Below are 19,171 nucleotides of genomic sequence, written 5' to 3'. Positions count from 1 at the left end.
TGGTAAGAAATGCCGTCTAGCGTATTTCTACGATCGATCGACGGAATCCGAGGGGAGTCACGTGGCACTGAGCAGCAAAACGACAGGCGAGACGCAGATCATCACAGTCGACGCCGCCCGCATCGACGCCGCCATGGCGATACAGTTCAAGGAAGACATGCGGACCCAAACCGCAGATGGCGCCGGTCGGATCATCCTGGACCTGTCTGCGGTCGAGTTCATAGACTCCAGTGGATTGGGCGCGATCGTGGCGTCCATGAAGCAACTTGGAAATGGGCGCAGGCTGGAACTGGCGGGATTGCAGCCTGTCGTGGCCAAGGTTTTTCGGCTGACGCGGATGGATACGGTTTTCAAACTGCATCCCAACTTGGATGACGCGCTGGCCTCCGAGTTGGAGTGAAGCGTCAGGGGGCAAATGGCGTGACAGTCAACTGCGAAGACGGCCGACTCGAAGTGGCGTTCCCTGCCGTCGAAGCCGAGGCCAGCCGCGCCATCGCTTCGTTGCACGCGGGGCTGTCGAATCTCGGTTTGCCGGGGCAAAAGACTGCCGACATCAAGATCGTGTTGGCCGAGGCGATCAACAATGTTGTCGAACACGCCTATGCTGAGCGCGCGCCCGGAATGGTTCGGGTTTCCGTGCTGGACTCCAAAGATTACCTGGAGGTCCAGATCACTGACACCGGGCACCCCTTGCCCGGCCTGAAGATGCCTGATGGTATTCCCGCCAGTGTGGAAACCGATACTTCAAACCTGCCCGAAGGTGGATTCGGTTGGTTCCTGATCCGCACATTGGCCGACGAGGTGCGGTATGACCGCAGAAACGGCCAAAACCTGCTATTCTTGCGGTTTGAGCGCACAAAAAAAGCGGATCGGCCACAATAACGCCCAGATCGGACCATTGTCGCGCCGCAAACGACCGGCAGAAACAAGGGGTAGCTCAGATAGCTTCCCTCGGCGCCATGTGTCACAGCCCCCACCCAGTGAACGGCGCCGAGGACCTTCTCCTTGAAATGACTGGACATCAGCCAACGGCACCCTAGTGTCGACGCGTTCAGGAGGAGACCCATTCCATGCGCGATTTCCACGCCCCCGGCCGTTCCGAGGTTTTATCGACCGAAGGGATGTGCGCAACCTCGCATCCGCTGGCTGCAAAGGTGGCGCTGGATATTCTGGGCCGCGGCGGAAACGCAATGGACGCCGCCATTGCCGCGGGCGTACTTCTGGGCATCTGCGAACCGCAGATGACAGGTCTGGGTGGCGACTGTTTCGTTCTTTACAATCGCGCTGGCGAAACGAAGGTGCGCGCGCTGAACGGATCCGGGCGGGCGCCCGCTGGCGCCTCGGCCGAAGATCTGCGGGCCCGTGGGTTGGCTGCGGTGCCACTTGACGGCCCCGAAGCGGTGACGATCCCCGGGGCTGTTGACGCATTCTGCCACCTGTCAGAGGCCGAGGGTCGATTGGGGATCGAGGCCCTTCTTCAACCTGCAATTCACTATGCCGAAACGGGCGTTCCGGTTGCACCTCGCGTCGCGCATGACTGGTCGATCGGGGCCGAAACGCTGCAGGGCGCAGCGCGGGATCACTATCTGATCGACGGCCGCGCCCCAACGACAGGTCAGGTGTTTCGCGCTCCGGGTCAGGCAGAAGTCCTGCGTCGCGTGGCCCGAAGGGGGCGTGACGCCTTTTACGAGGGCGAAATCGCCGATGACATGCTGGCCGCGTTGAATTCTCGAGGCGGGATCCATTCGGCCACGGACTTTCACGACACAAAGTTCATCGAAGCCTCACCGGTCGGAGGTGACTACCGCAACGCTGAACTGCTGGAACATCCGCCGAACGGACAAGGCGCGACTGCGATCCTGCTTCTCAACATCCTCAAGCATTTCGACATTGCAGGCATGGACCCGTGGGGCGCCGAACGGGCGCATATCGAAGCCGAGGCGACCAAGCTGGCCTACGATGCACGCAACCGGTTCATCGCCGACCCGGATCAGTCGTCGCGCATGGAACATTTTCTGGCGCCGGAAACGGCGGCAAAGCTGGCCGAGCTGATTGATCCCCGGCGCGCCATGACCGCCGCCGCCCCGCTGACCGAAGCGGTGCACAAGGACACGGTTTATGTCACGGTCGTCGACCGGGATCGTATGGCTGTTTCTCTGATCTACTCCATCTTCCACAGCTTCGGATCGGGCATCGCCTCGGAAAAGTTTGGCATTCTCCTGCAGAACCGCGGATGTGGTTTCAACCTTGAACCGGGACATCCGAACGAACTGGGCGGCGGCAAGCGCCCGATGCACACAATCATTCCCGCGATACTGAAGCAAAACGGGCAGATAGCCATGCCGTTCGGCGTGATGGGCGGGGCCTATCAGCCGACAGGCCACGCGCGCCTGGTTTCCAACCTTCTGGATTTCGACTTGGGGCTGCAGCACGCCGTCGACGCACCCCGCGTTTTTGCCGACGGTTCGATCTTGAAGATCGAACCCAGTTACGATCGCAGGGTCGCGCAACAATTGTCGGAAATGGGGCACAATGTCGTCGAAACGGAAACGCCTCTGGGCGGCGCCCAGGCGATCCGAATCCGTCAAAGCGGAGTATTGGAGGGCGCCAGCGACCCCCGAAAGGATGGTTGCGCTTTGGGTTACTGACGCCGCAACGGCGTCAACACCGTATCAGTTCAGTTGGAAGTGCAGCGGATAGCTGCCGTCCTGAAACGGCCCGAACATGTTGGGAATATCAGGATGATCAACAGGTTCGCCAGACTGGTCGGCAATCAGATTTTGCTCTGATACATAAGCCACATAGAAGGATTGATCGTTCTCGGCCAGCAAATGGTAGAACGGCTGATCCTTGATCGGGCGGCTGTCTTCGGGAATTGCCTCGTACCATTCCTCGGTGTTCGCAAATTCCGGATCCACGTCAAAAATCACCCCTCGGAAGGGATGTTTCTTGTGACGAACCACCTGGCCCAGGCGGTACTTTGCATTTGTCTTCAGCATTGTCTCAGCCCCCAAGGCACTTACTAAACCTTTCCGCCGGCAATTGCCAATCATTGATCTGAAATTCGCGGAAACAGTCTGTGAACCTATGCCTGACAGTCGACGGCCTGCTGCAGGGTTTCTTATACGATTGTGATTTCCTCGGCCTGCAATCTGCGCTAGAATAAAGAAAAAAGGCACGAGGCACATGAGCAGAAAACTTCTCGTACTCTTCGGGGTGCTGTTTTTGGCATCCTGTGGGGGCGGCGCACAGCGTCCGCCCAGCAACCTCAATGACGCTTGCGCCATCGCACGCGAGCGGCCGGACATGATCAAGGCGTTCAAGAGCACCGAACGCAAATGGGGTGTCCCGGTTCATGTCCAGATGGCAACCATCTACCAAGAAAGCCGCTATCGTCACGACGCGCGGACGCCCCACAAATATGTTCTGGGGGTTATTCCGATGGGCCGTCAGAGCAGCGCCTATGGCTTCAGCCAGGCCCTGGACGGAACCTGGGAAGAATATCAGCGCGAAACCGGGAAGCGGCGCGCCAAGCGTGACCGCATTCGTGACGCATCAGATTTCGTCGGTTGGTACATGAACAAAAGCAGTCAGAAGATCGGCATCTCGACCAGCGACACGCGGAACCAGTATCTGGCGTATCACGAAGGTCGCGCGGGTTACGCACGCGGCAGCCATTACGGCAAGACCTGGCTATTGAACGTGGCCAATGACGTGGACGCACGTGCGCAGATGTACCAGGCGCAGCTGTCCAGCTGCCGCTACTGAAAGAGCTGCGGGTCAGCGGTTTTCTGACCCGCGCCGCGCCTTGTTCGAAAACAGGCCGCTGTCGATTCTGACATCTTCGTTGAGGGGGCCCAGCAGCACCGTGGTTTGACCCCCGGCGTTGTCGTAGATGACCCATTTCCTCAACTCGATCGGATTTGCCGTGAACATCAGCTCGATCCGCCCGGACTCGGGGTTTTTCGGGTCCTGCGCGGTGACGACCGTGGCTGTGCCATCAAATGTATGGCCGACTACCATGTTGGCCTGCGACAGGTTCACGTTGCGCGCCAGAACCAGCGATAGCGGTGTGCGCTTCAACGGGTACTGCTCAGGCGGCTGGTTTGATTTGGGGTCGAACACCATCACCGTGCCGGCATTGGCCAACACGACCGCACTGTTGGGCGGATCGTATTCGAACCGCATCTTTCCGGGGCGCTGCAGCCACAGCTTGCCGGTACTCAGCGATCCGTCATCGTTGACTTGGGTAAACGTCGTCTGAACGGCCTTCAATCCGTTCAGATAGTTCGAGATCTGCGACAAGGGAAGCTTGTCGGCGGCCCAGGCTGCAGGGGCAGTCAAAGCAAGGGCAAGGGCAAAGGCAATCTGTTTCATGACACACAGATATGCGCTCTGCCCTTGTTATTAAATATCCTACTGTTCCGGGACGAGGATTTCGCGTTTGCCCACGTGATTTGCTGCCGAAACAACGCCTTCGTCCTCCATCTGCTCGACCAGCCGTGCAGCCTTGTTGTAGCCGATGGCAAGTTTCCGCTGGATGTACGAGGTTGAACACTTGCGATCCTTGATCACGATGGCAACCGCCTGATCGTACAGGGCATCCTCACCATTGGTGTTACCGCCGGTGTTCAGCCCCAGAACCGCGTCGATATTGTCGGCCTTGTCCTCGGACGGGCCGTCCAGCACGCTGCCGACATAGTCGGGCGGGCCATACTGCTTGAGGTGGTTCACGACCTCCTCGACCTCTTCATCCGACACGAACGGCCCGTGGCAGCGAGTGATCTTGGCGCCGCCAGCCATGTACAGCATGTCGCCCTGCCCCAGCAGCTGTTCGGCCCCCATCTCGCCCAGGATGGTCCGGCTGTCGACTTTCGACGTCACCTGGAACGAGATCCGGGTCGGGAAATTGGCCTTGATCGTGCCGGTAATGACGTCCACCGAGGGCCGCTGCGTGGCCATGATCAGGTGGATGCCCGAAGCCCGCGCCATCTGCGCCAGACGCTGGATGCAGGCTTCGATCTCCTTGCCGGCCACCATCATCAGGTCAGCCATCTCGTCGACGATGACGACGATATAGGGCATGGCCTTGGGTTCGAACTCTTCCGTCTCGAAAACGGGTTCTCCGGTTTCGTCGTCGAACCCGGTCTGGACCGTGCGGCTGAACATCTCGCCCTTGGACAGCGCGTCCTTCACCCGGCCGTTGTAGCCGGCGATGTTGCGCACGCCCATCTTGGACATCTTGCGATAGCGGTCCTCCATTTCGCCGACGACCCATTTCAGGGCAACCACCGCCTTTTTCGGGTCGGTCACGACCGGCGACAGCAGATGCGGGATGCCGTCATAGACGGAAAGTTCCAGCATCTTTGGGTCGATCATGATCAGGCGGCATTCGTCTGGTGTCAGCTTGTAGAGCAGCGACAGGATCATCGTGTTGATCGCCACCGACTTGCCCGAACCGGTCGTCCCGGCGATCAGCAGGTGGGGCATCTTGGCAAGGTTGGCCACGACCGAGTCTCCGCCGATATCCTTGCCCAGCGCCAGCGGTAGCGCATGGGTGCCGTCGCCGAAATCGCGGCTTGCCAGGATTTCGCGCAGGACCACCATCTCGCGGTTCTCGTTGGGCAGTTCGATGCCGATGACCGAACGTCCGGGCAGGGTCGAGACCCGCGCGGACAGTGCCGACATAGACCGGGCGATATCATCGGCCAGCCCGATCACGCGGCTGGCTTTCAGGCCCGGTGCGGGTTCCAACTCGTACATCGTGACGACAGGGCCGGGGCGGACACTGACGATCTCGCCTTTGACCCCATAATCATCCAGCACGTTCTCCAGCATCCGCGCGTTTTCCTCCAGCGCTTCGTCACTGAGGTGATGACGCTGAATGCCCGACGGGTTCGTCAACAGGCTGAGCGGCGGCAGTTCGAAATCCGTGTGCCGCTCTTCGAAAGACAGGCTGGGCTGCGCTTCGGCCTGAGCCCGTCGCGACGGCAGGACGTTGCGCCGGACGGGTTGCGCCACGACCGGCTTGCGCGGTTCGGCAACCGGGATCTTCAATGCCGGGCGTGCCTCGGCGATTGAGTCCTCTGCATCCTCGAACACCTGATCGTCGTCGATATCCTCCGGCGCATAGGCCGAGACCGGGTCTTCCGCGAACGTCTTCATTTCCGCAGAAGGCTGCGCCGGGTGACCTGTCAACGGCGGCTCGGGCGGGAGCCCGGCAGCAGTCAGCGGAGGTTCGGGCGGAAGGTTGCCCGCTCGCGGCGCATTCAGGATCAGCGGGTCAGGGCCACGGCCGCGCCCCTTGGTCAGCGGGCGGTTCGGATCCGGCTCGGGCGCGATTTCACCGGTGGCGACCTTGCGGTTTTGGATCACCGCGGAGATCTTCGAGCGGATCCGGTCCTCGCCCGGCATCTCGTCATATCCGGTAACAGGTTCCGGGTCGACCAGTTCGGGTTCGGGCATCGGCTCGGGGCGGCGGATCAGGCCAGGCATGCGCGCAAGCAGGCCCGTTTTGACGGGCTCGGGGGCTGCGATCTCGGGCTCTTCAAAGACCGGATCGGCATAGGCCAGTTCATCCTCGAATTCGGCACCGGCGGCCTGGGTTGCCTTGCGTTCCTGCCACTTTTCCCGGCGCGCCTGCGCGGCACGGGCCGTGGCCGAGGCCCCTTGCCCCAGCGCGGTCATCAGCATGTCATAGGCCATCACCAGACCCAGCAGGAAAGCTCGGAACCCGCGCCGGACGTCCGATTTGGTGAAGCCCAGCACAAAAACGCCCAATGCAAGCATGCCGGCCGCCATGGCCAGCGACATCAGCTTGACCATGAAATGCGACGAAATCGGCAAAAGCGTCAGCAGCGCGCCCATCACCGTGTCGCCGAACAGACCGCCCAGACCAAAGCTGTGCGTCGCGCGCCATTCGGCGCCGGGCACCAGCGTTGCGGCATAGACCGAGAGGACGGCGATCCAGATCGGCGCGAAAATCAGGCGGGCCACGGCGCGATCCTCGCCGAAATGGCCGGCAAAGCGCACGCCCCAGCCGACCAGCACCAGCGCGATGCCAAAGCTGCCCCAGCCCACGATCATGAACAACGGCGCGGCGATCGAAGCGCCGAACCGGCCCAGCCAGTTCTGCACCGGCGCGTCGGTCGAGACCATCCAGTTCGGATCATCCGGCGTGTAGGACCAGATCATCGCCGCGGCGGCCAGGCCGGCCAAGATCAAGGCGATCCCGATCAGTTCCTTGCTGCGCCGCTCGATCGCGGCCTGGGTGGTGCTGTCCAACAATGGGTCGCGGTTGCGCGCGTTGTAAGATGCCATGTGCCCTCGTACCTCACGAATAGATGCAGTCGCGGAGCGTGATCAGCCCGCGCTGCATCTCTGTTTTTGGGGCCACCATCGCGACCCTGATAAAGCCTTTGCCCGGGTTCTGCCCCGGATCCCCTTGTGAAAGATATGCGCCCGGCAGGACCCGAACCCCGGTTTCCCGCCACAGCTTCAATGCGGCCTGCTCGCCATCCTCGACAGGCAGCCAAAGAAAGAACCCCGCCTCGGGCGGCATATAGCCCTGAACGCCCGCGAATACCTGATCGGCGATGGCGTATTTTTCCTGATACAGCGCGCGGTTTTCCTGAACATGCGCCTCGTCGGCCCAGACCCTGGCCGCGGCGGCCTGCAACGGCAGCGGCAACGGCGCCCCGGCATAGGCGCGCAACTGCTTGACCCGCTTGATGCTTTCCGGCCCGCCCGCGATCAGCCCCGACCGAAGCCCCGCCAGGTTCGACCGTTTCGACAGCGAGTTGAACAGCGTGATCCGCTCGGGATCGGCGCCCAGCTCCTGCGCGACGGTCAGGATGCCGGTGGGCGGCGTATCGCGGTAGATCTCGGAATAGCACTCGTCGGCGAAGATGCGGAAATCGTACCGCTCGGCCAGCCGGATCAGCTCGGCCCAGTAGTCGCGCGAGGCGACGGCACCCTGCGGGTTGGCGGGCGAACAGATATAGGCGACGGCGGTGCGGTTCAGCACATCCTCTGGCAGGCCGGCATAGTCCGGTAGATGCCCGGTGGCCGCGGTGGCCGGCACGAAATACGGCTGCGCCCCGACCGAGATCGAGGCCACCATGTAGACTTGATAGAACGGGTTGGGGCACAAAACGATCGGCTGCTGGCCGTTCTTCTGCTCGGGGCAGAGCGCCATGGCGGCGTTATACAACCCCTCGCGCGTGCCGTTCAGTGCCATGATGTTGGTCTCGGGGTCCATCCGCACGCCATAGCGACGGTCGATCCAGTCGGCGATGGCCCCGCGCAGCGCGTCGGACCCCTCGTTCGGCGGGTATGTCTGAAATCCGGCGGCATTTTCCACGATGACATCGGTCACCCAGGGCGGAAAGTCATGCTTGGGCTCGCCAATCGTCATATGCACGACATCACCGCCCGGCACGTGATGGTCGAGCAGGGCGCGTAGACGCGGAAAAGCATAGGCCGGTAGGTTCGAAAACCGCTCGGGGAAATTCATGACTGCTGCCTCGATACCGGGATCATTGGCGCCCCGGTTTTCCAGCAGATTACAGGCCGAACCCCCGCGCGTCCAGACAAAGAGGTTCCGAATCAGGGGATTGTGGCATTCAGGTCAGAACCGCCTCGGCCGCCGCACCCAGCCGCAAAAGCGCCTCTTCCGAGCCCGGATAGCCCAACATCATCAGCCCGCAGGACGGTGTCGAAGTGGGCAGCGACAGCGCCGCCAGCCCCATCAGGTTGCCGATCCGGGTGTTGCGCAGAGCCAGAAGGTTCTCGGTGACATAGTAGTCATGGTCGTTCATCAGCCGGTCCAGATCCGGCGGCAGGATCGGCGCAGTGGGGGCCAAAACCGCGTCGAAGCCGGCGGTGGCCGCGTCCCAGACCGACCGGCAGGCCTTCAACCGAGACCATGCGGCCACGTAATCCGGGCCGGAATGCCCCTTGCCCGCGCGGAACCGTTCAAGGATTTCGGGATACATCGCCTCAGGGTTGGCCTCGATCACGTCGCGCCACAGGCCATAGGCTTCGGTGGTGTAAAGGACACCGGACAGGCCCATCGCCTCGACCAGTTCCGGCACCTCCAGCGGCACGATCGCGGCCCCTGCATCACGTAAGCGGTCCAGCGCCTCGGCATAGGCCTGGCGTGGTGCGTCGCGCAGATCGTCCTGCGCGATTGTCTGCAGATCGGCAAACCGACGCCCCTTCAGGCTGGCGCCCCGCAGATCGGCCGGCGTTCCGCCCCCCAGCAGCGCCAGCATCTGCGCCGCATCCTCGACGGACCGCGCCAGCGGGCCAACCGTGTCAAACCGCAGGCACAGGGGCACCACGCCCTCAAGGCTCAACCGCCCCGAGGTGGTCTTCAGCCCCACCAGATCGTTCCACGCGGCCGGAATGCGCACCGATCCGCCCGTGTCCGAGCCGATTCCGCAGGCCGCCAGACCAAAGGCCACCGACGCCGCCGCGCCCGAGGACGACCCGCCGGGAACCGCCTTTTCGTCATTCACGCAGGGCGGCGTCGCGGTGACGGGGTTCAGACCAAGCCCCGAGAAGGCCAGCTCGCTCATATGCGTCTTGCCCAGACAGACCGCGCCCATGGACGTTGCGTTGCGCAGGACGGTTGCGTCGTTCTCGGGCACCCGGCCGCGCAGCAGGGCCGATCCGGCCTCGGTTCCGATCCCGGCGGTGTCGAACAGATCCTTCCAGCTGATCGGCACCCCATCCAGCAACGACCGGCGCAGCCCTTGGGCCGCCCGCTCCTTGGCCGCGCGGGCTTCGGCGCGGGCGCGGTCATGCGTGACGCGGGCATAGATGCGGTCGCGGTGCGGATGGGCGTCGATGGCCGCCAGATAGACCTCGGTCAGCTCCTCGGGATCGATCTGACCCATGCCGATCCCCCGGCCCAGGTCACATGCCGTCATGGTCAGCCAGTCCTGCATCTTTGCCCCCTTGTCGGAAAAATTCGTGTTTCGGCGACGGTAGCGACAGGACTGCACATGGACAATCCCGAAAGGGCGCGCATATTGCACCGCATGACACAGGTTTCCGATATCTTGATCGTGGGCGGCGGGCTGAACGGCCCCGCCCTGGCGCTGGCGCTGGCGCAGACCGGGCACAGCGTTACCGTGATCGACGCACTGGCCGAGAAGGTGCGCAAGAACGCGGCGTTCGACGGGCGTGCCTATGCGCTGGCGCTGGCCTCGCAACGGTTGCTGGCCGCGATCGGCGTCTGGGAGTGGGTCGCGGAGCACGCCCAGCCGATGTTGGAGATCAAGGTGACTGATGGCCATGCGGGCGCAGGTCCGTCGCCGTTTTTCATGCATTTCGACCATGCCGAGATCGAGGAAGGCCCGATGGGCTATATGGTCGAGGACCGTCACCTGCGGCGCGCATTTCTTGCGGCGATGGAGGCGGACCCGGCAATCACCCGGGTCAGTGGCAAAACCGTTGTTGCGCAGGAAACCGGTCCAGGCAGCGTGACCGTGACGCTGGATGACAGATCGGCGCTGACCGGCCGGCTTCTGGTGGGCTGCGACGGCCGCCGCAGCGGCACCGCCGTCCGCGCCGGGATCAAGCGGACCGGATGGGACTACGGCCAGACCGCGCTGGTCTGCGCCATCGAACACGACCTGCCGCATCACGGCATCGCACATCAGTTCTTCATGCCCCCCGGACCGCTGGCGATCCTGCCGCTGACCGGCAACCGCAGCTCGATCGTCTGGAGCGAACGCTCTGACACCGCGCAGCGCATCAACGCGCTGGACGAGGCCGAGTACCTTCAGGTTCTGCGGCCCCGGTTCGGCGATTTTCTGGGTGACATCCGCCTGCAGGGCGACCGGTTCACCTATCCGCTGAACCTGACCATCGCCAATTCCTTCATCGCCGAGCGGCTGGCGCTGGTGGGTGATGCGGCACATGGCATGCACCCGATCGCCGGTCAGGGGCTGAACGCCGGGCTGCGCGACGTCGGCGCTCTGGCCGAGGTGCTGACGCTGGCCGGGCGACGCGGCGAGGACATCGGCTCGGTGCTGGTTCTGGAGCGTTATCAGGAATGGCGCCGCTTTGACACGGCGGCCCTGGCAATGGCGACAGATGTGTTCAACAAGCTGTTTTCGAACGACAATCCGATCCTGCGGCTGGGGCGCGACATCGGAATGGGCATCGTGGGCTCCCTGCCCAACCTGCGCCGCGGCTTCGTGCGCGAGGCCGCCGGTTTGACAGGCGACCTGCCCAAGCTGCTGCAGGGCCGCCCGATCTAGTCGAGCTTGCGCGCCTCATCCACCAGCATCACCGGAATCCCGTTGCGGATGGGAAAAGCCAGACCAGCGGCTTTCGAGACCAGCTCCTGCCGCTCGGCGTCATATTCCAGGGTGGTGTGGGTCTGGGGGCAGATCAGCGCCTCGAGCATGTGGCGGTCGAACCCCGGTTCCGTTTCAGTCATTGCAATTGTTCCTCGTTTGAACCCCCGCGCAGCGAGAATTCGATCAGTGTGACAAGCGTTTCGCGCCGGGTGCGCAGACAGGGCGCCTCAAGCAGGGCCTGCTTGTCCTCAGGGTCGAAATCCAGAAGCATCGACAGGGAGTTGACCAGTAATTCGTCATCCGCCTCGTTCAGCGACTCCCAATCGGTCGACAGTTGGCGGGCGGAAAAGTAACGCCCCAGCAAACGCAGGAAGCCGGACCGGTCGAACGTATCGTCTATTTCCCCTTTGCCCAGATCGCGGTTGAACCCGTCCCAAGTAACGGCGCAGCGACGATACGGCGTGAAACCATCCAATTCGGATTGTATGCGAAACCGGGATACACCGGACAACGTGATCAGATAGCGCCCGTCTTCGGTCTCGGAAAACTGCGTGACACGTCCGGCGCATCCGATCCGATGCAATTTGGTGTCGTCGTTTTGACAAGGGTTCGGCTGGACCATGCCGATCAACCGCTCTTTGGTTTTCAAGGCGTCATCCAGCATTTGCAGGTAGCGGGGCTCGAAAATATGCAGCGGCAGGCGTGACCGGGGCAGCAACAGCGCCCCGGGCAGAGGAAACACGGACACCGTGTCCGGCAGATCGGCGGGATGCATCATGTTTCCGATTCTAGCTCTGATGCGCGGTTAGGCAAATATCATCGAGCTGAGTTTGCGGCGGCCGTTCAAAACGATCGGGTCATTGGCCTTGAGCGCATCGAAGATGGTGAACAGCTGCGCCTTGGCTGCGCCATCATTCCATTCCCGATCGCGGCGGAACAGCTCCAGAAGCTGGTCAACCGCCTCGGCGGCCTTGCCGTTGGCATAGAGCGCCTGCGCCAGGTCAAACCGAGCCTGATGGTTGTCGGGGTCAGCTTCGACCGCTGCCGTTAACTCGGCCACCGGCCCGGCATTTGCGGCCTGTTTGGCCAGTTCCAGCTGCGCATGGGCAGCTTCCAACTCGGCTGTCGTTGAAATCTCGGCCGGAGCGCCGTTCAGGATCGCCTCGGCCTGATCAAGGTCACCCATCGCGATATGCGCCCGCACCAAACCGCTATAGGCTGCGGCATGTTTGGGGTCTTCGCCAAGAATGGCGGCAAAGGTCTGGGCCGCATCCACTGCCGCGCCATCATTCAACATCTCTTCGGCGGCCTCCACGGCCTCGTCCAGCTGCCCGCCCGGGCTCTGGCCCCCGGCGGCCTCGATCACACGGTCGATAAAGGCCTTGATCTCCGATCCTGGCAAAGCGCCTTGGAATCCGTCAACCGGCTGCCCCTTGAAGAAGGCATAGACGGTCGGAATCGACTGGATGCGCAATTGCGAGGCGATCATCTGCGCCTCGTCCACGTTGATTTTCACCATCTTGACCGCGCCCTTGGCCGCGGTCACGGCCTCTTCCAAGGCCGGACCCAAGGTCTTGCACGGACCGCACCAGGGCGCCCAGAAGTCTACGATGATGGGCATTTCCTGCGATGCCTCGACGACATCGGCCATGAAAGTGGCCTCGGTTCCGTCTTTGATCAGATCGGTGGCTGCGGGGCTGCCTGCGCCGTTCAGAAGTTCCATGGCATTCACTCTCCGGATTCAGTCTTGGGCCTTATATGCAACCAGCCGACCGGGAAACCAAGGGCCGAGTTGCGGAAACCCGCACCGATCAAAGATCGAAACTGGCAAAGACGGGCGCGTGGTCGCTGGGCTTCTCCCAGCCGCGCGCGTCACGCAGGATGCGGCTGGAATGGCCGGCGTTCGAGATATCAGGCGTCGCCCAGACATGATCCAGGCGCCGCCCTTTGTCAGCCGCATCCCAGTCGCGGGCGCGATAGGACCACCAGCTGTAGAGCTGTCCCTCGGGGATGTCCTGCCGGGTGATATCGACCCAGCCGCCCGCATCCTGCGTCTCGGCCAGTTGCTCGACCTCGATCGGCGTGTGCGACACGACCTTGAGCAGTTGCTTGTGCGACCACACGTCATCCTCGCGAGGGGCGATGTTCAGGTCACCGACCAGAATGGATTTCTGCGGCTTTTCAGCGTGGAACCAGTCGCGCATGTCGGTCAGGTAATCCAGCTTCTGGCCAAATTTCTCGTTCACCTCGCGATCGGGAACGTCGCCGCCTGCCGGGACGTAGAAATTGTGGATGATCACCCCGTTTTCCAGTTGCCCCGCCACATGCCGGGCATGGCCCAGCCCGGCAAAGTCCTGATCGCCCAGGTCCGTGATCGGCAGGCGCGACAGGATGGCCACGCCGTTATAGCCCTTTTGACCGCGGGCGATCATGTGGGTGTAGCCCAGTTCCGCGAATCCCTCGGTCGGGATCTTGTCGACCGGCGATTTGCATTCTTGCAGGCACAGCACGTCCGGCGCTTCTTCCTGCAGCAGCTTCAGCACGATCGGCTCGCGCAGGCGAACGGAATTGATGTTCCAGGTGGCCAAAGTGAAAGGCATGATCGGGGTTCCCTTGTCGCGACTCGGGCAAACTAGCGCGGCAGGTGCCGGGGTGCCATCCGAAAAAAAGCCGGGCCAAAGGCCCGGCAGTCCAACAGGGAGGTACATGTCATGACCCGGACATGCACGGGATGGGATTATCCTAAAGATGCTTGCAGAGTATCACTTTGATCCACATCAATCCACCTATGGTTACGACACCAGTCGATATCCACCAGATTCTGTGACCAAAAGGCGCGCATTGGAGGGATCGGGCTCGATTTTCTGACGCAGGCGGTAGATGTGCGTTTCCAGCGTATGTGTGGTCACACCGGCGTTGTAGCCCCAGACCTCGTGCAGCAGCACATCGCGCGCCACCACGCCGTCGGTCGATCGATACAGGAATTTGAGAATGTTGGTTTCCTTCTCGGTCAGCCGAATCTTGCGGTCGTCCTCGGTGATCAACATCTTCATCGCGGGTTTGAAGGTATAGGGCCCAAGGACAAAAACCGCGTCCTCGGATTGTTCATGCTGGCGCAGCTGCGCGCGGATCCGGGCCAGAAGCACCGGGAACTTGAACGGCTTTGAGACATAGTCGTTGGCGCCCGCGTCCAAACCCAGGATCGTATCTGCGTCGCTGTCATGGCCGGTCAGCATCAGGATCGGGCTTTTGACCCCCTGCTTGCGCATCAGGCGGCACAGCTCGCGCCCATCTGTGTCGGGCAAACCCACATCCAGGATCACAAGGTCATAGATGGCTTCGCGCGCACGCTCCATCGCGGATTGGCCGTCGGAGGCTTCGAATACATCAAAGTCCTCGGTCATCACCAACTGCTCGCTCAGCGCCTCGCGCAGGTCTTCATCGTCATCGACCAGCAGGATTTTCTTGAGTTGCGCCATGTCCCGGTCCTCCTAAACCTTTTGCAACACTTGAGCGTGGAAGATGCAATCAACAAGTTTTGCTGCAATGCTCTCACGCCCTCGTGTCTGTTGGGCCGGAAATGTTTCACATTTCCTTTCGAACGGGCTAGGACGAGGGTCGAACGTTACAGGATAACATCAATGAGTCTCATTCCAGACATCACCGAGTTGCTGGCCCGGGCGCGTGCCGACCTTCGGATGGGCGTTCCGGTCGTGCTGACGGATGACGGGGATCTCAGCGTTGTCGCCGTCGCCGTAGAGACACTCAACCCGCAGCGTCTGGCGGACCTGAGGGGGCTGGGCGACACGCCTGTGGTTGCCATCACAGGACGACGGGCCGAAACGCTCAAAGCCCGCGCCTATGACGGTGATCTTGCTCGGGTCGTGATTCCGGCCGAGGCTGATCTGGGGTGGGTGCAGGCGGTTGCAGACCCGTCCGATGACCTGAATGCCCCGATGAAGGGGCCCTTAATGACTCAGCGCCAGGGCAATGCACACCTGCATCGCATCGCAATCGCACTGAGCAAATCCGCCCGCCTGCTGCCCGCCGCGGTGGTGGTTGCGGTCGAAAACGGCCGGGCCTTTGCAGCGACACACGGACTGACCTGCATCGACCACACACGCGCCGCGCCGCATCTGGCCGATCGCAGCCCCTTGCACGAGGTGGTGGCCGCGCGCCTGCCGATGGAGGTGTCCGAGGCCGGTCGTCTGCACGTCTTCCGCCCAGAGGACGGTGGCGAGGAGCACTATGCCATCGAAATCGGCCGCCCGGATCGCTCGAAACCTGTTTTGGCTCGGTTGCATTCGGCCTGTTTTACCGGTGATCTGATGGGCAGCCTGAAATGCGACTGCGGCCCGCAACTGCGCGGTGCCCTGGCCCAGATGGGGGCCGAGGGGCATGGCGTTCTGCTGTATCTCAACCAGGAAGGTCGCGGGATCGGCTTGGCCAACAAGATGCGCGCCTATTTCCTGCAGGATCAGGGCTTCGACACGGTCGAGGCCAACCACCGGCTTGGGTTTGAAGATGACGAACGCGACTTCCGCCTGGGATCGGACATCCTGAAATCGCTCGGGTTCAGTTCGGTCCGGTTGCTGACCAACAACCCGGCGAAGATCGCAATGATGGAACGGACCGGGATTGCCGTTACCGAGCGTGTGCCGTTGAAGGTCGGGGAAACTGCCCACAACCGGGCCTATCTGGCGACCAAGGCCTCGAAATCGGGCCACCTGCTGTGAGCCCTCTTGATCTGGTGGTAACGCCGACCGGAGTGCGGTTCTTCGGCCGCAGGTTTCCCTGCACCGTCGGCAAAGGTGGCCTGAGCAACCACAAGCGCGAGGGCGACGGGGCCACCCCCACAGGGCACCACCACATTGTCGGGATGCTGTACCGTCCGGATCGGATTGCGCCGCCCGTCCCGTGGGCTTTGCCCATCGGGCCGGGCGATCTGTGGTCGGATGACGAAAGGGATCAGGACTACAACCAACACGTTCGGTCGCCCTATCCAGGCAGTCACGAACGCCTGCGTCGGGCTGACCCGCTGTACGATCTGGTGCTGATTACCGATTGGAATTGGCCCGTTGCCACACCGGGCAGCGGATCAGCGATCTTTCTGCATCAGTGGCGCAGACCGGGTTATCCGACCGAAGGTTGCGTGGCGTTCCAGCGCGACCATCTGCACTGGATCGCGCGGCGCGTCGCACCCGGAACCCGGATCATCATTCCTCGGGTTTGACCCGGTCACCAAAAATGGCCGACCCCACCCGGACATGAGTTGCACCCAGCGCAATCGCCGTTTCAAAATCGCTGCTCATCCCCATGGACAGGCCATCCAGCCCGTTCCTGCCCGCGATCTTGGCCAGCAAAGCAAAATGCAGCGCAGGCTCCTCGTCGACGGGCGGAATACACATCAACCCACGCACCGGCAGGTCAATTGATCGACATTCGGCGACAAAATCATCGGCCTCGGCGGGCATAACCCCGGCTTTCTGGGCCTCTTCGCCGGTATTCACCTGAATGAATAGATCAGGACACTGCCCCACCTCTTGCGCCAGCCGCGCAAGGGTTTTGGCCAGTTTGGGACGGTCGACCGAGTGGATCGCGTTGCACAGTTCCATCGCCTGCCGCGCCTTGTTGGTTTGCAGCGGACCAATCAGATGCAGATCAATATCGGGATAGCTTTCACGGAAGGCGGGCCACTTGCCGGCGGCCTCCTGCACCCGGTTTTCACCAAAACACCGGTGACCCTGCTTCAACACGGCCTCGACCCGATCGTTGGGCTGCACCTTGGATACGGCAATTAGCCGGACCGAGCCCTTGGGGCGGCCGGCTGCGGCTTCGGCCTTGGCGATGCGGGCGGTGATTTCTTGCAGCGACATGGATTCCCTCTGTTTCCATTTGTCCGCAGAAAAACACCATGTCGGGACAAAAGAAAAGGGCGGGTCCGAAGACCCGCCCTCAAACCTTGCGGTTCAGATCAACTTAGAAGTTGAACTGAGCACCGAAGTCAGCGCGCAGGCGGCTGTCGCCGTCACCGGCTTTCGACTGGCCGATACCACCGCGCAGCGATGCACCGCCGCCCAGGTCGTAGATGGCGCCAATGCCGTACTGCTGGGTGTCGTTGTCAGCCGAACCGTCGCCGTAAGCGAAGGTCAGGGTGGTTGCAGCGCCAACGTTGTAGGCTGCCGACAGACCGTATGCGGTACCGTTCAGGTCCTCGTCTGCAACGTCATCGTCTGCGACGAAGATGGTGCCCGAGAAGTCGCCGAATTCAGCACCCAGGGTCAGAACTGCCAGGCTCTGCTTCTCAACAACGTCGCCGATGGCGCTGGTTTCACCATAAGCAACAGCTGCGGTGAAGTTGTTGAAGCTGTAGGTGAAGCTGATGTCCCAGCGGTCTGCGCTGTCTGCAACACCGTTCAGGCCAAAGGTTGCCTGGTCGTACGATGCGCCGAAGGCGAAGTCACCAACTGCGTACTGGAAGAACACAGCGTTCGAACCTGCACCGGTCGACGAGTAGCCCAGGAAGCTGTAGTCAACGCCCGAGTACTGGCCGATGAAGTTTTCCAGACCCGGCTCGTTACCGTAGTAGTTTGCCAAGTTGTCGAACGAACCAGCAACGTTGCCGGCGTCAACACGCAGACCACCGTAGATGACCGAGAAGCGAGCGCCGTTCAGGCCGGCTGCGTTTGCTTCGCCGTTGCCGGCGTTTTCGTCAGCCTGCAGACGAACACGTGCTTCAAAGCGGACGCCACCGTCGGTTTCCGCGATGCCGTCGATGTTCAGGCGGAAGCGCGAGACCAGGATGGTTTCGTCGGTCGAAACGGTCGTGGTGTTGGTGGTGGTCTGACCAGTGTTCTGGTTCTGGTTGGTCGTAGTACCGGAAGTGGTGGTCGTGGTCGTGGTCACGCCGGTGTTGAAGTTGGTCACAACGCCGGTACGGTCTTCCAGGTAACCGATACCAAAGCGGCCATAACCGCTGAACTTAACTTCGGCCGCGGCAACCGATGCGGTTGCGATCAGTGCGGTCGATGCGAAGAGAACTTTTTTCATCTTGTTTCCCTCGGTTTCAATAATTTCTACTCGACACATACCTGCTGCATATGTCTCAGCACGCAGACCGTTTCGCTCTTTTTGCCCCTGTTGCGCAAGCGTGCCTTGGACAGCTTCGGTTCTTTGGCCCCAAATTGGTGCAAGGATGCCACAGTCGAATTCACCCCGATATTTCAGCGGCACCGGTACGTAAGCCAAGAATGGGGTTGTTGCAGCACAGTACGTTGTCTAGGAGTATCTCCTAGCAAAGCAAAACATGTGAAAACAGGACCTGCCGACGATGCGCCTGCTGACGATTTTGGGTTTGACCGTTTTGACTGCCTCCGTTTCTGCGTGCGGACAGAATCGGAGCACGTCGCCCAACCCCAATGTTCTATCCGCCGACGGCAGCTCGTCCGAGGCCCGCGAGCTCAACGATCCGAATCGTTCGACCATCTGGGATGTGTTCGGCCCCAACAACTCGGAACAGGTCACCCAGGTCAACCGGTACCTGTGGGCGGCGTCGCTGGATGTGCTCAGCTTCCTGCCGGTGCAGGAGGTGGATCCGTTTACCGGCGTTATCATAACGGGTTACGGCAAACCGCCGGGCGGTGGGCGGTCCTATCGGGCAACCGTGCACATCAGTGATCCGGCCCTGGCGGCGCGGTCCCTGTCGGTGGCTCTGCAGACCAGCGGAGGCGCTCCGGTCAGCGCGGCGACCACGCGTGCGGTCGAAGATGCGATTCTTTCGCGGGCGCGCCAGCTGCGGATCGCGGACAACAAGCTCTAGCAACCCGCAGAAAATCACAATATTACCACGCCGGGCC

20 protein-coding genes are annotated in these 19,171 nt (G+C 61.9%); 8 read left to right on the top strand and 12 right to left on the bottom strand.

All coding sequences use genetic code 11. The features are described from left to right. Window positions 1-61: 61 nt before the first annotated feature. From ACR0JC_RS12660 to ACR0JC_RS12650, 3 genes are all read left to right on the top strand, one after another. On the top strand, window positions 62-400 hold the full coding sequence (locus ACR0JC_RS12660; protein ID WP_170342291.1) for an STAS domain-containing protein: 339 nt from the start codon (window positions 62-64) through the stop codon (window positions 398-400). Between the two features lie 20 nt (window positions 401-420). Continuing rightward, window positions 421-882, top strand: a complete 462-nt coding sequence (locus tag ACR0JC_RS12655) for an ATP-binding protein (protein ID WP_170342288.1) — start codon at window positions 421-423, stop codon at window positions 880-882. 188 nt (window positions 883-1,070) lie between these two features. Then, the gene (locus ACR0JC_RS12650) at window positions 1,071-2,648 is read left to right on the top strand and encodes a gamma-glutamyltransferase family protein (RefSeq protein ID WP_170342286.1); all 1,578 of its coding nucleotides are present in this window, start codon (window positions 1,071-1,073) and stop codon (window positions 2,646-2,648) included. A 24-nt stretch (window positions 2,649-2,672) separates the two neighbouring features. Here the strand turns inward: ACR0JC_RS12650 and hspQ are convergent, their stop codons facing one another. Continuing rightward, window positions 2,673-2,999 (bottom strand): heat shock protein HspQ, encoded by a 327-nt coding sequence (gene hspQ / locus ACR0JC_RS12645; RefSeq protein WP_170342283.1) that lies wholly within the window; start codon window positions 2,997-2,999, stop codon window positions 2,673-2,675. Between the two features lie 187 nt (window positions 3,000-3,186). On the opposite strand from hspQ, the gene ACR0JC_RS12640 reads away from it, so the two are divergent. Then, window positions 3,187-3,768: a transglycosylase SLT domain-containing protein gene (locus ACR0JC_RS12640; RefSeq protein ID WP_093964271.1), complete on the top strand. Its 582-nt coding sequence runs from the start codon at window positions 3,187-3,189 to the stop codon at window positions 3,766-3,768. Between the two features lie 12 nt (window positions 3,769-3,780). Here ACR0JC_RS12640 and ACR0JC_RS12635 read toward each other — a convergent pair whose 3' ends face one another. The 4 genes from ACR0JC_RS12635 to ACR0JC_RS12620 form a co-directional block, all read right to left on the bottom strand. Beyond that, the gene (locus ACR0JC_RS12635; RefSeq protein ID WP_170342281.1) at window positions 3,781-4,377 is read right to left on the bottom strand and encodes a LolA family protein; all 597 of its coding nucleotides are present in this window, start codon (window positions 4,375-4,377) and stop codon (window positions 3,781-3,783) included. A gap of 39 nt (window positions 4,378-4,416) precedes the next feature. Then, window positions 4,417-7,320, bottom strand: coding sequence for a DNA translocase FtsK (locus ACR0JC_RS12630; RefSeq protein WP_480763958.1), 2,904 nt, complete (start codon window positions 7,318-7,320; stop codon window positions 4,417-4,419). A gap of 13 nt (window positions 7,321-7,333) precedes the next feature. Beyond that, a complete protein-coding gene (locus ACR0JC_RS12625) occupies window positions 7,334-8,515 on the bottom strand; it encodes an aminotransferase class I/II-fold pyridoxal phosphate-dependent enzyme (protein WP_170342277.1) in 1,182 nt (393 codons plus the stop codon). Window positions 8,516-8,624: 109 nt separating this feature from the next. Then, window positions 8,625-9,953: an amidase gene (locus ACR0JC_RS12620; RefSeq protein WP_170342275.1), complete on the bottom strand. Its 1,329-nt coding sequence runs from the start codon at window positions 9,951-9,953 to the stop codon at window positions 8,625-8,627. Window positions 9,954-10,046: 93 nt separating this feature from the next. Between ACR0JC_RS12620 and ACR0JC_RS12615 the strand changes: the two genes are divergently transcribed. Further along, window positions 10,047-11,273 (top strand): FAD-dependent monooxygenase, encoded by a 1,227-nt coding sequence (locus ACR0JC_RS12615; protein WP_170342273.1) that lies wholly within the window; start codon window positions 10,047-10,049, stop codon window positions 11,271-11,273. Here ACR0JC_RS12615 and ACR0JC_RS12610 read toward each other — a convergent pair. From ACR0JC_RS12610 to ACR0JC_RS12590, 5 genes are all read right to left on the bottom strand, one after another. Beyond that, window positions 11,270-11,455 carry a Trm112 family protein gene (locus tag ACR0JC_RS12610; RefSeq protein ID WP_093964266.1) on the bottom strand — a complete coding sequence of 62 codons (186 nt, stop codon included), beginning with the start codon at window positions 11,453-11,455 and terminating at the stop codon, window positions 11,270-11,272. The genes ACR0JC_RS12615 and ACR0JC_RS12610 overlap by 4 nt on opposite strands. Continuing rightward, window positions 11,452-12,093 (bottom strand): LON peptidase substrate-binding domain-containing protein, encoded by a 642-nt coding sequence (locus ACR0JC_RS12605; RefSeq protein ID WP_170364255.1) that lies wholly within the window; start codon window positions 12,091-12,093, stop codon window positions 11,452-11,454. Before ACR0JC_RS12605 ends, ACR0JC_RS12610 begins: the two co-directional genes overlap by 4 nt. Before the next feature lie 27 nt (window positions 12,094-12,120). Then, window positions 12,121-13,038: a thioredoxin gene (gene trxA / locus ACR0JC_RS12600; RefSeq protein WP_170342261.1), complete on the bottom strand. Its 918-nt coding sequence runs from the start codon at window positions 13,036-13,038 to the stop codon at window positions 12,121-12,123. 88 nt (window positions 13,039-13,126) lie between these two features. Further along, a complete protein-coding gene (locus tag ACR0JC_RS12595) occupies window positions 13,127-13,915 on the bottom strand; it encodes an exodeoxyribonuclease III (RefSeq protein WP_170342259.1) in 789 nt (262 codons plus the stop codon). Window positions 13,916-14,107: 192 nt separating this feature from the next. Continuing rightward, window positions 14,108-14,794 (bottom strand): response regulator transcription factor, encoded by a 687-nt coding sequence (locus tag ACR0JC_RS12590; RefSeq protein WP_093964262.1) that lies wholly within the window; start codon window positions 14,792-14,794, stop codon window positions 14,108-14,110. 162 nt (window positions 14,795-14,956) lie between these two features. On the opposite strand from ACR0JC_RS12590, the gene ribA reads away from it, so the two are divergent. After that, complete coding sequence (gene ribA, locus ACR0JC_RS12585; protein WP_170342257.1) at window positions 14,957-16,051, top strand: GTP cyclohydrolase II; 1,095 nt, start codon at window positions 14,957-14,959, stop codon at window positions 16,049-16,051. Then, window positions 16,048-16,548: a L,D-transpeptidase family protein gene (locus ACR0JC_RS12580; RefSeq protein ID WP_170342255.1), complete on the top strand. Its 501-nt coding sequence runs from the start codon at window positions 16,048-16,050 to the stop codon at window positions 16,546-16,548. The genes ribA and ACR0JC_RS12580 overlap by 4 nt, the downstream gene beginning before the upstream one ends. Here ACR0JC_RS12580 and ACR0JC_RS12575 read toward each other — a convergent pair. Next, window positions 16,532-17,191, bottom strand: coding sequence for a YggS family pyridoxal phosphate-dependent enzyme (locus tag ACR0JC_RS12575; protein WP_170342253.1), 660 nt, complete (start codon window positions 17,189-17,191; stop codon window positions 16,532-16,534). The two genes, ACR0JC_RS12580 and ACR0JC_RS12575, sit on opposite strands and share 17 nt — an antisense overlap. A gap of 103 nt (window positions 17,192-17,294) precedes the next feature. Next, window positions 17,295-18,365, bottom strand: a complete 1,071-nt coding sequence (locus tag ACR0JC_RS12570) for a porin (protein ID WP_170342443.1) — start codon at window positions 18,363-18,365, stop codon at window positions 17,295-17,297. A 280-nt stretch (window positions 18,366-18,645) separates the two neighbouring features. Here ACR0JC_RS12570 and ACR0JC_RS12565 point away from each other — a divergent pair, with 280 nt between their 5' ends. Next, window positions 18,646-19,134, top strand: coding sequence for a DUF3576 domain-containing protein (locus ACR0JC_RS12565; RefSeq protein WP_170341302.1), 489 nt, complete (start codon window positions 18,646-18,648; stop codon window positions 19,132-19,134). Window positions 19,135-19,171 lie beyond the last annotated feature (37 nt).

Source organism: Ruegeria sp. CH5, from assembly GCF_056537025.1.
Note: the sequence above shows the minus strand (reverse complement) of the source record. Positions and strands in the feature narration are given on the sequence as shown.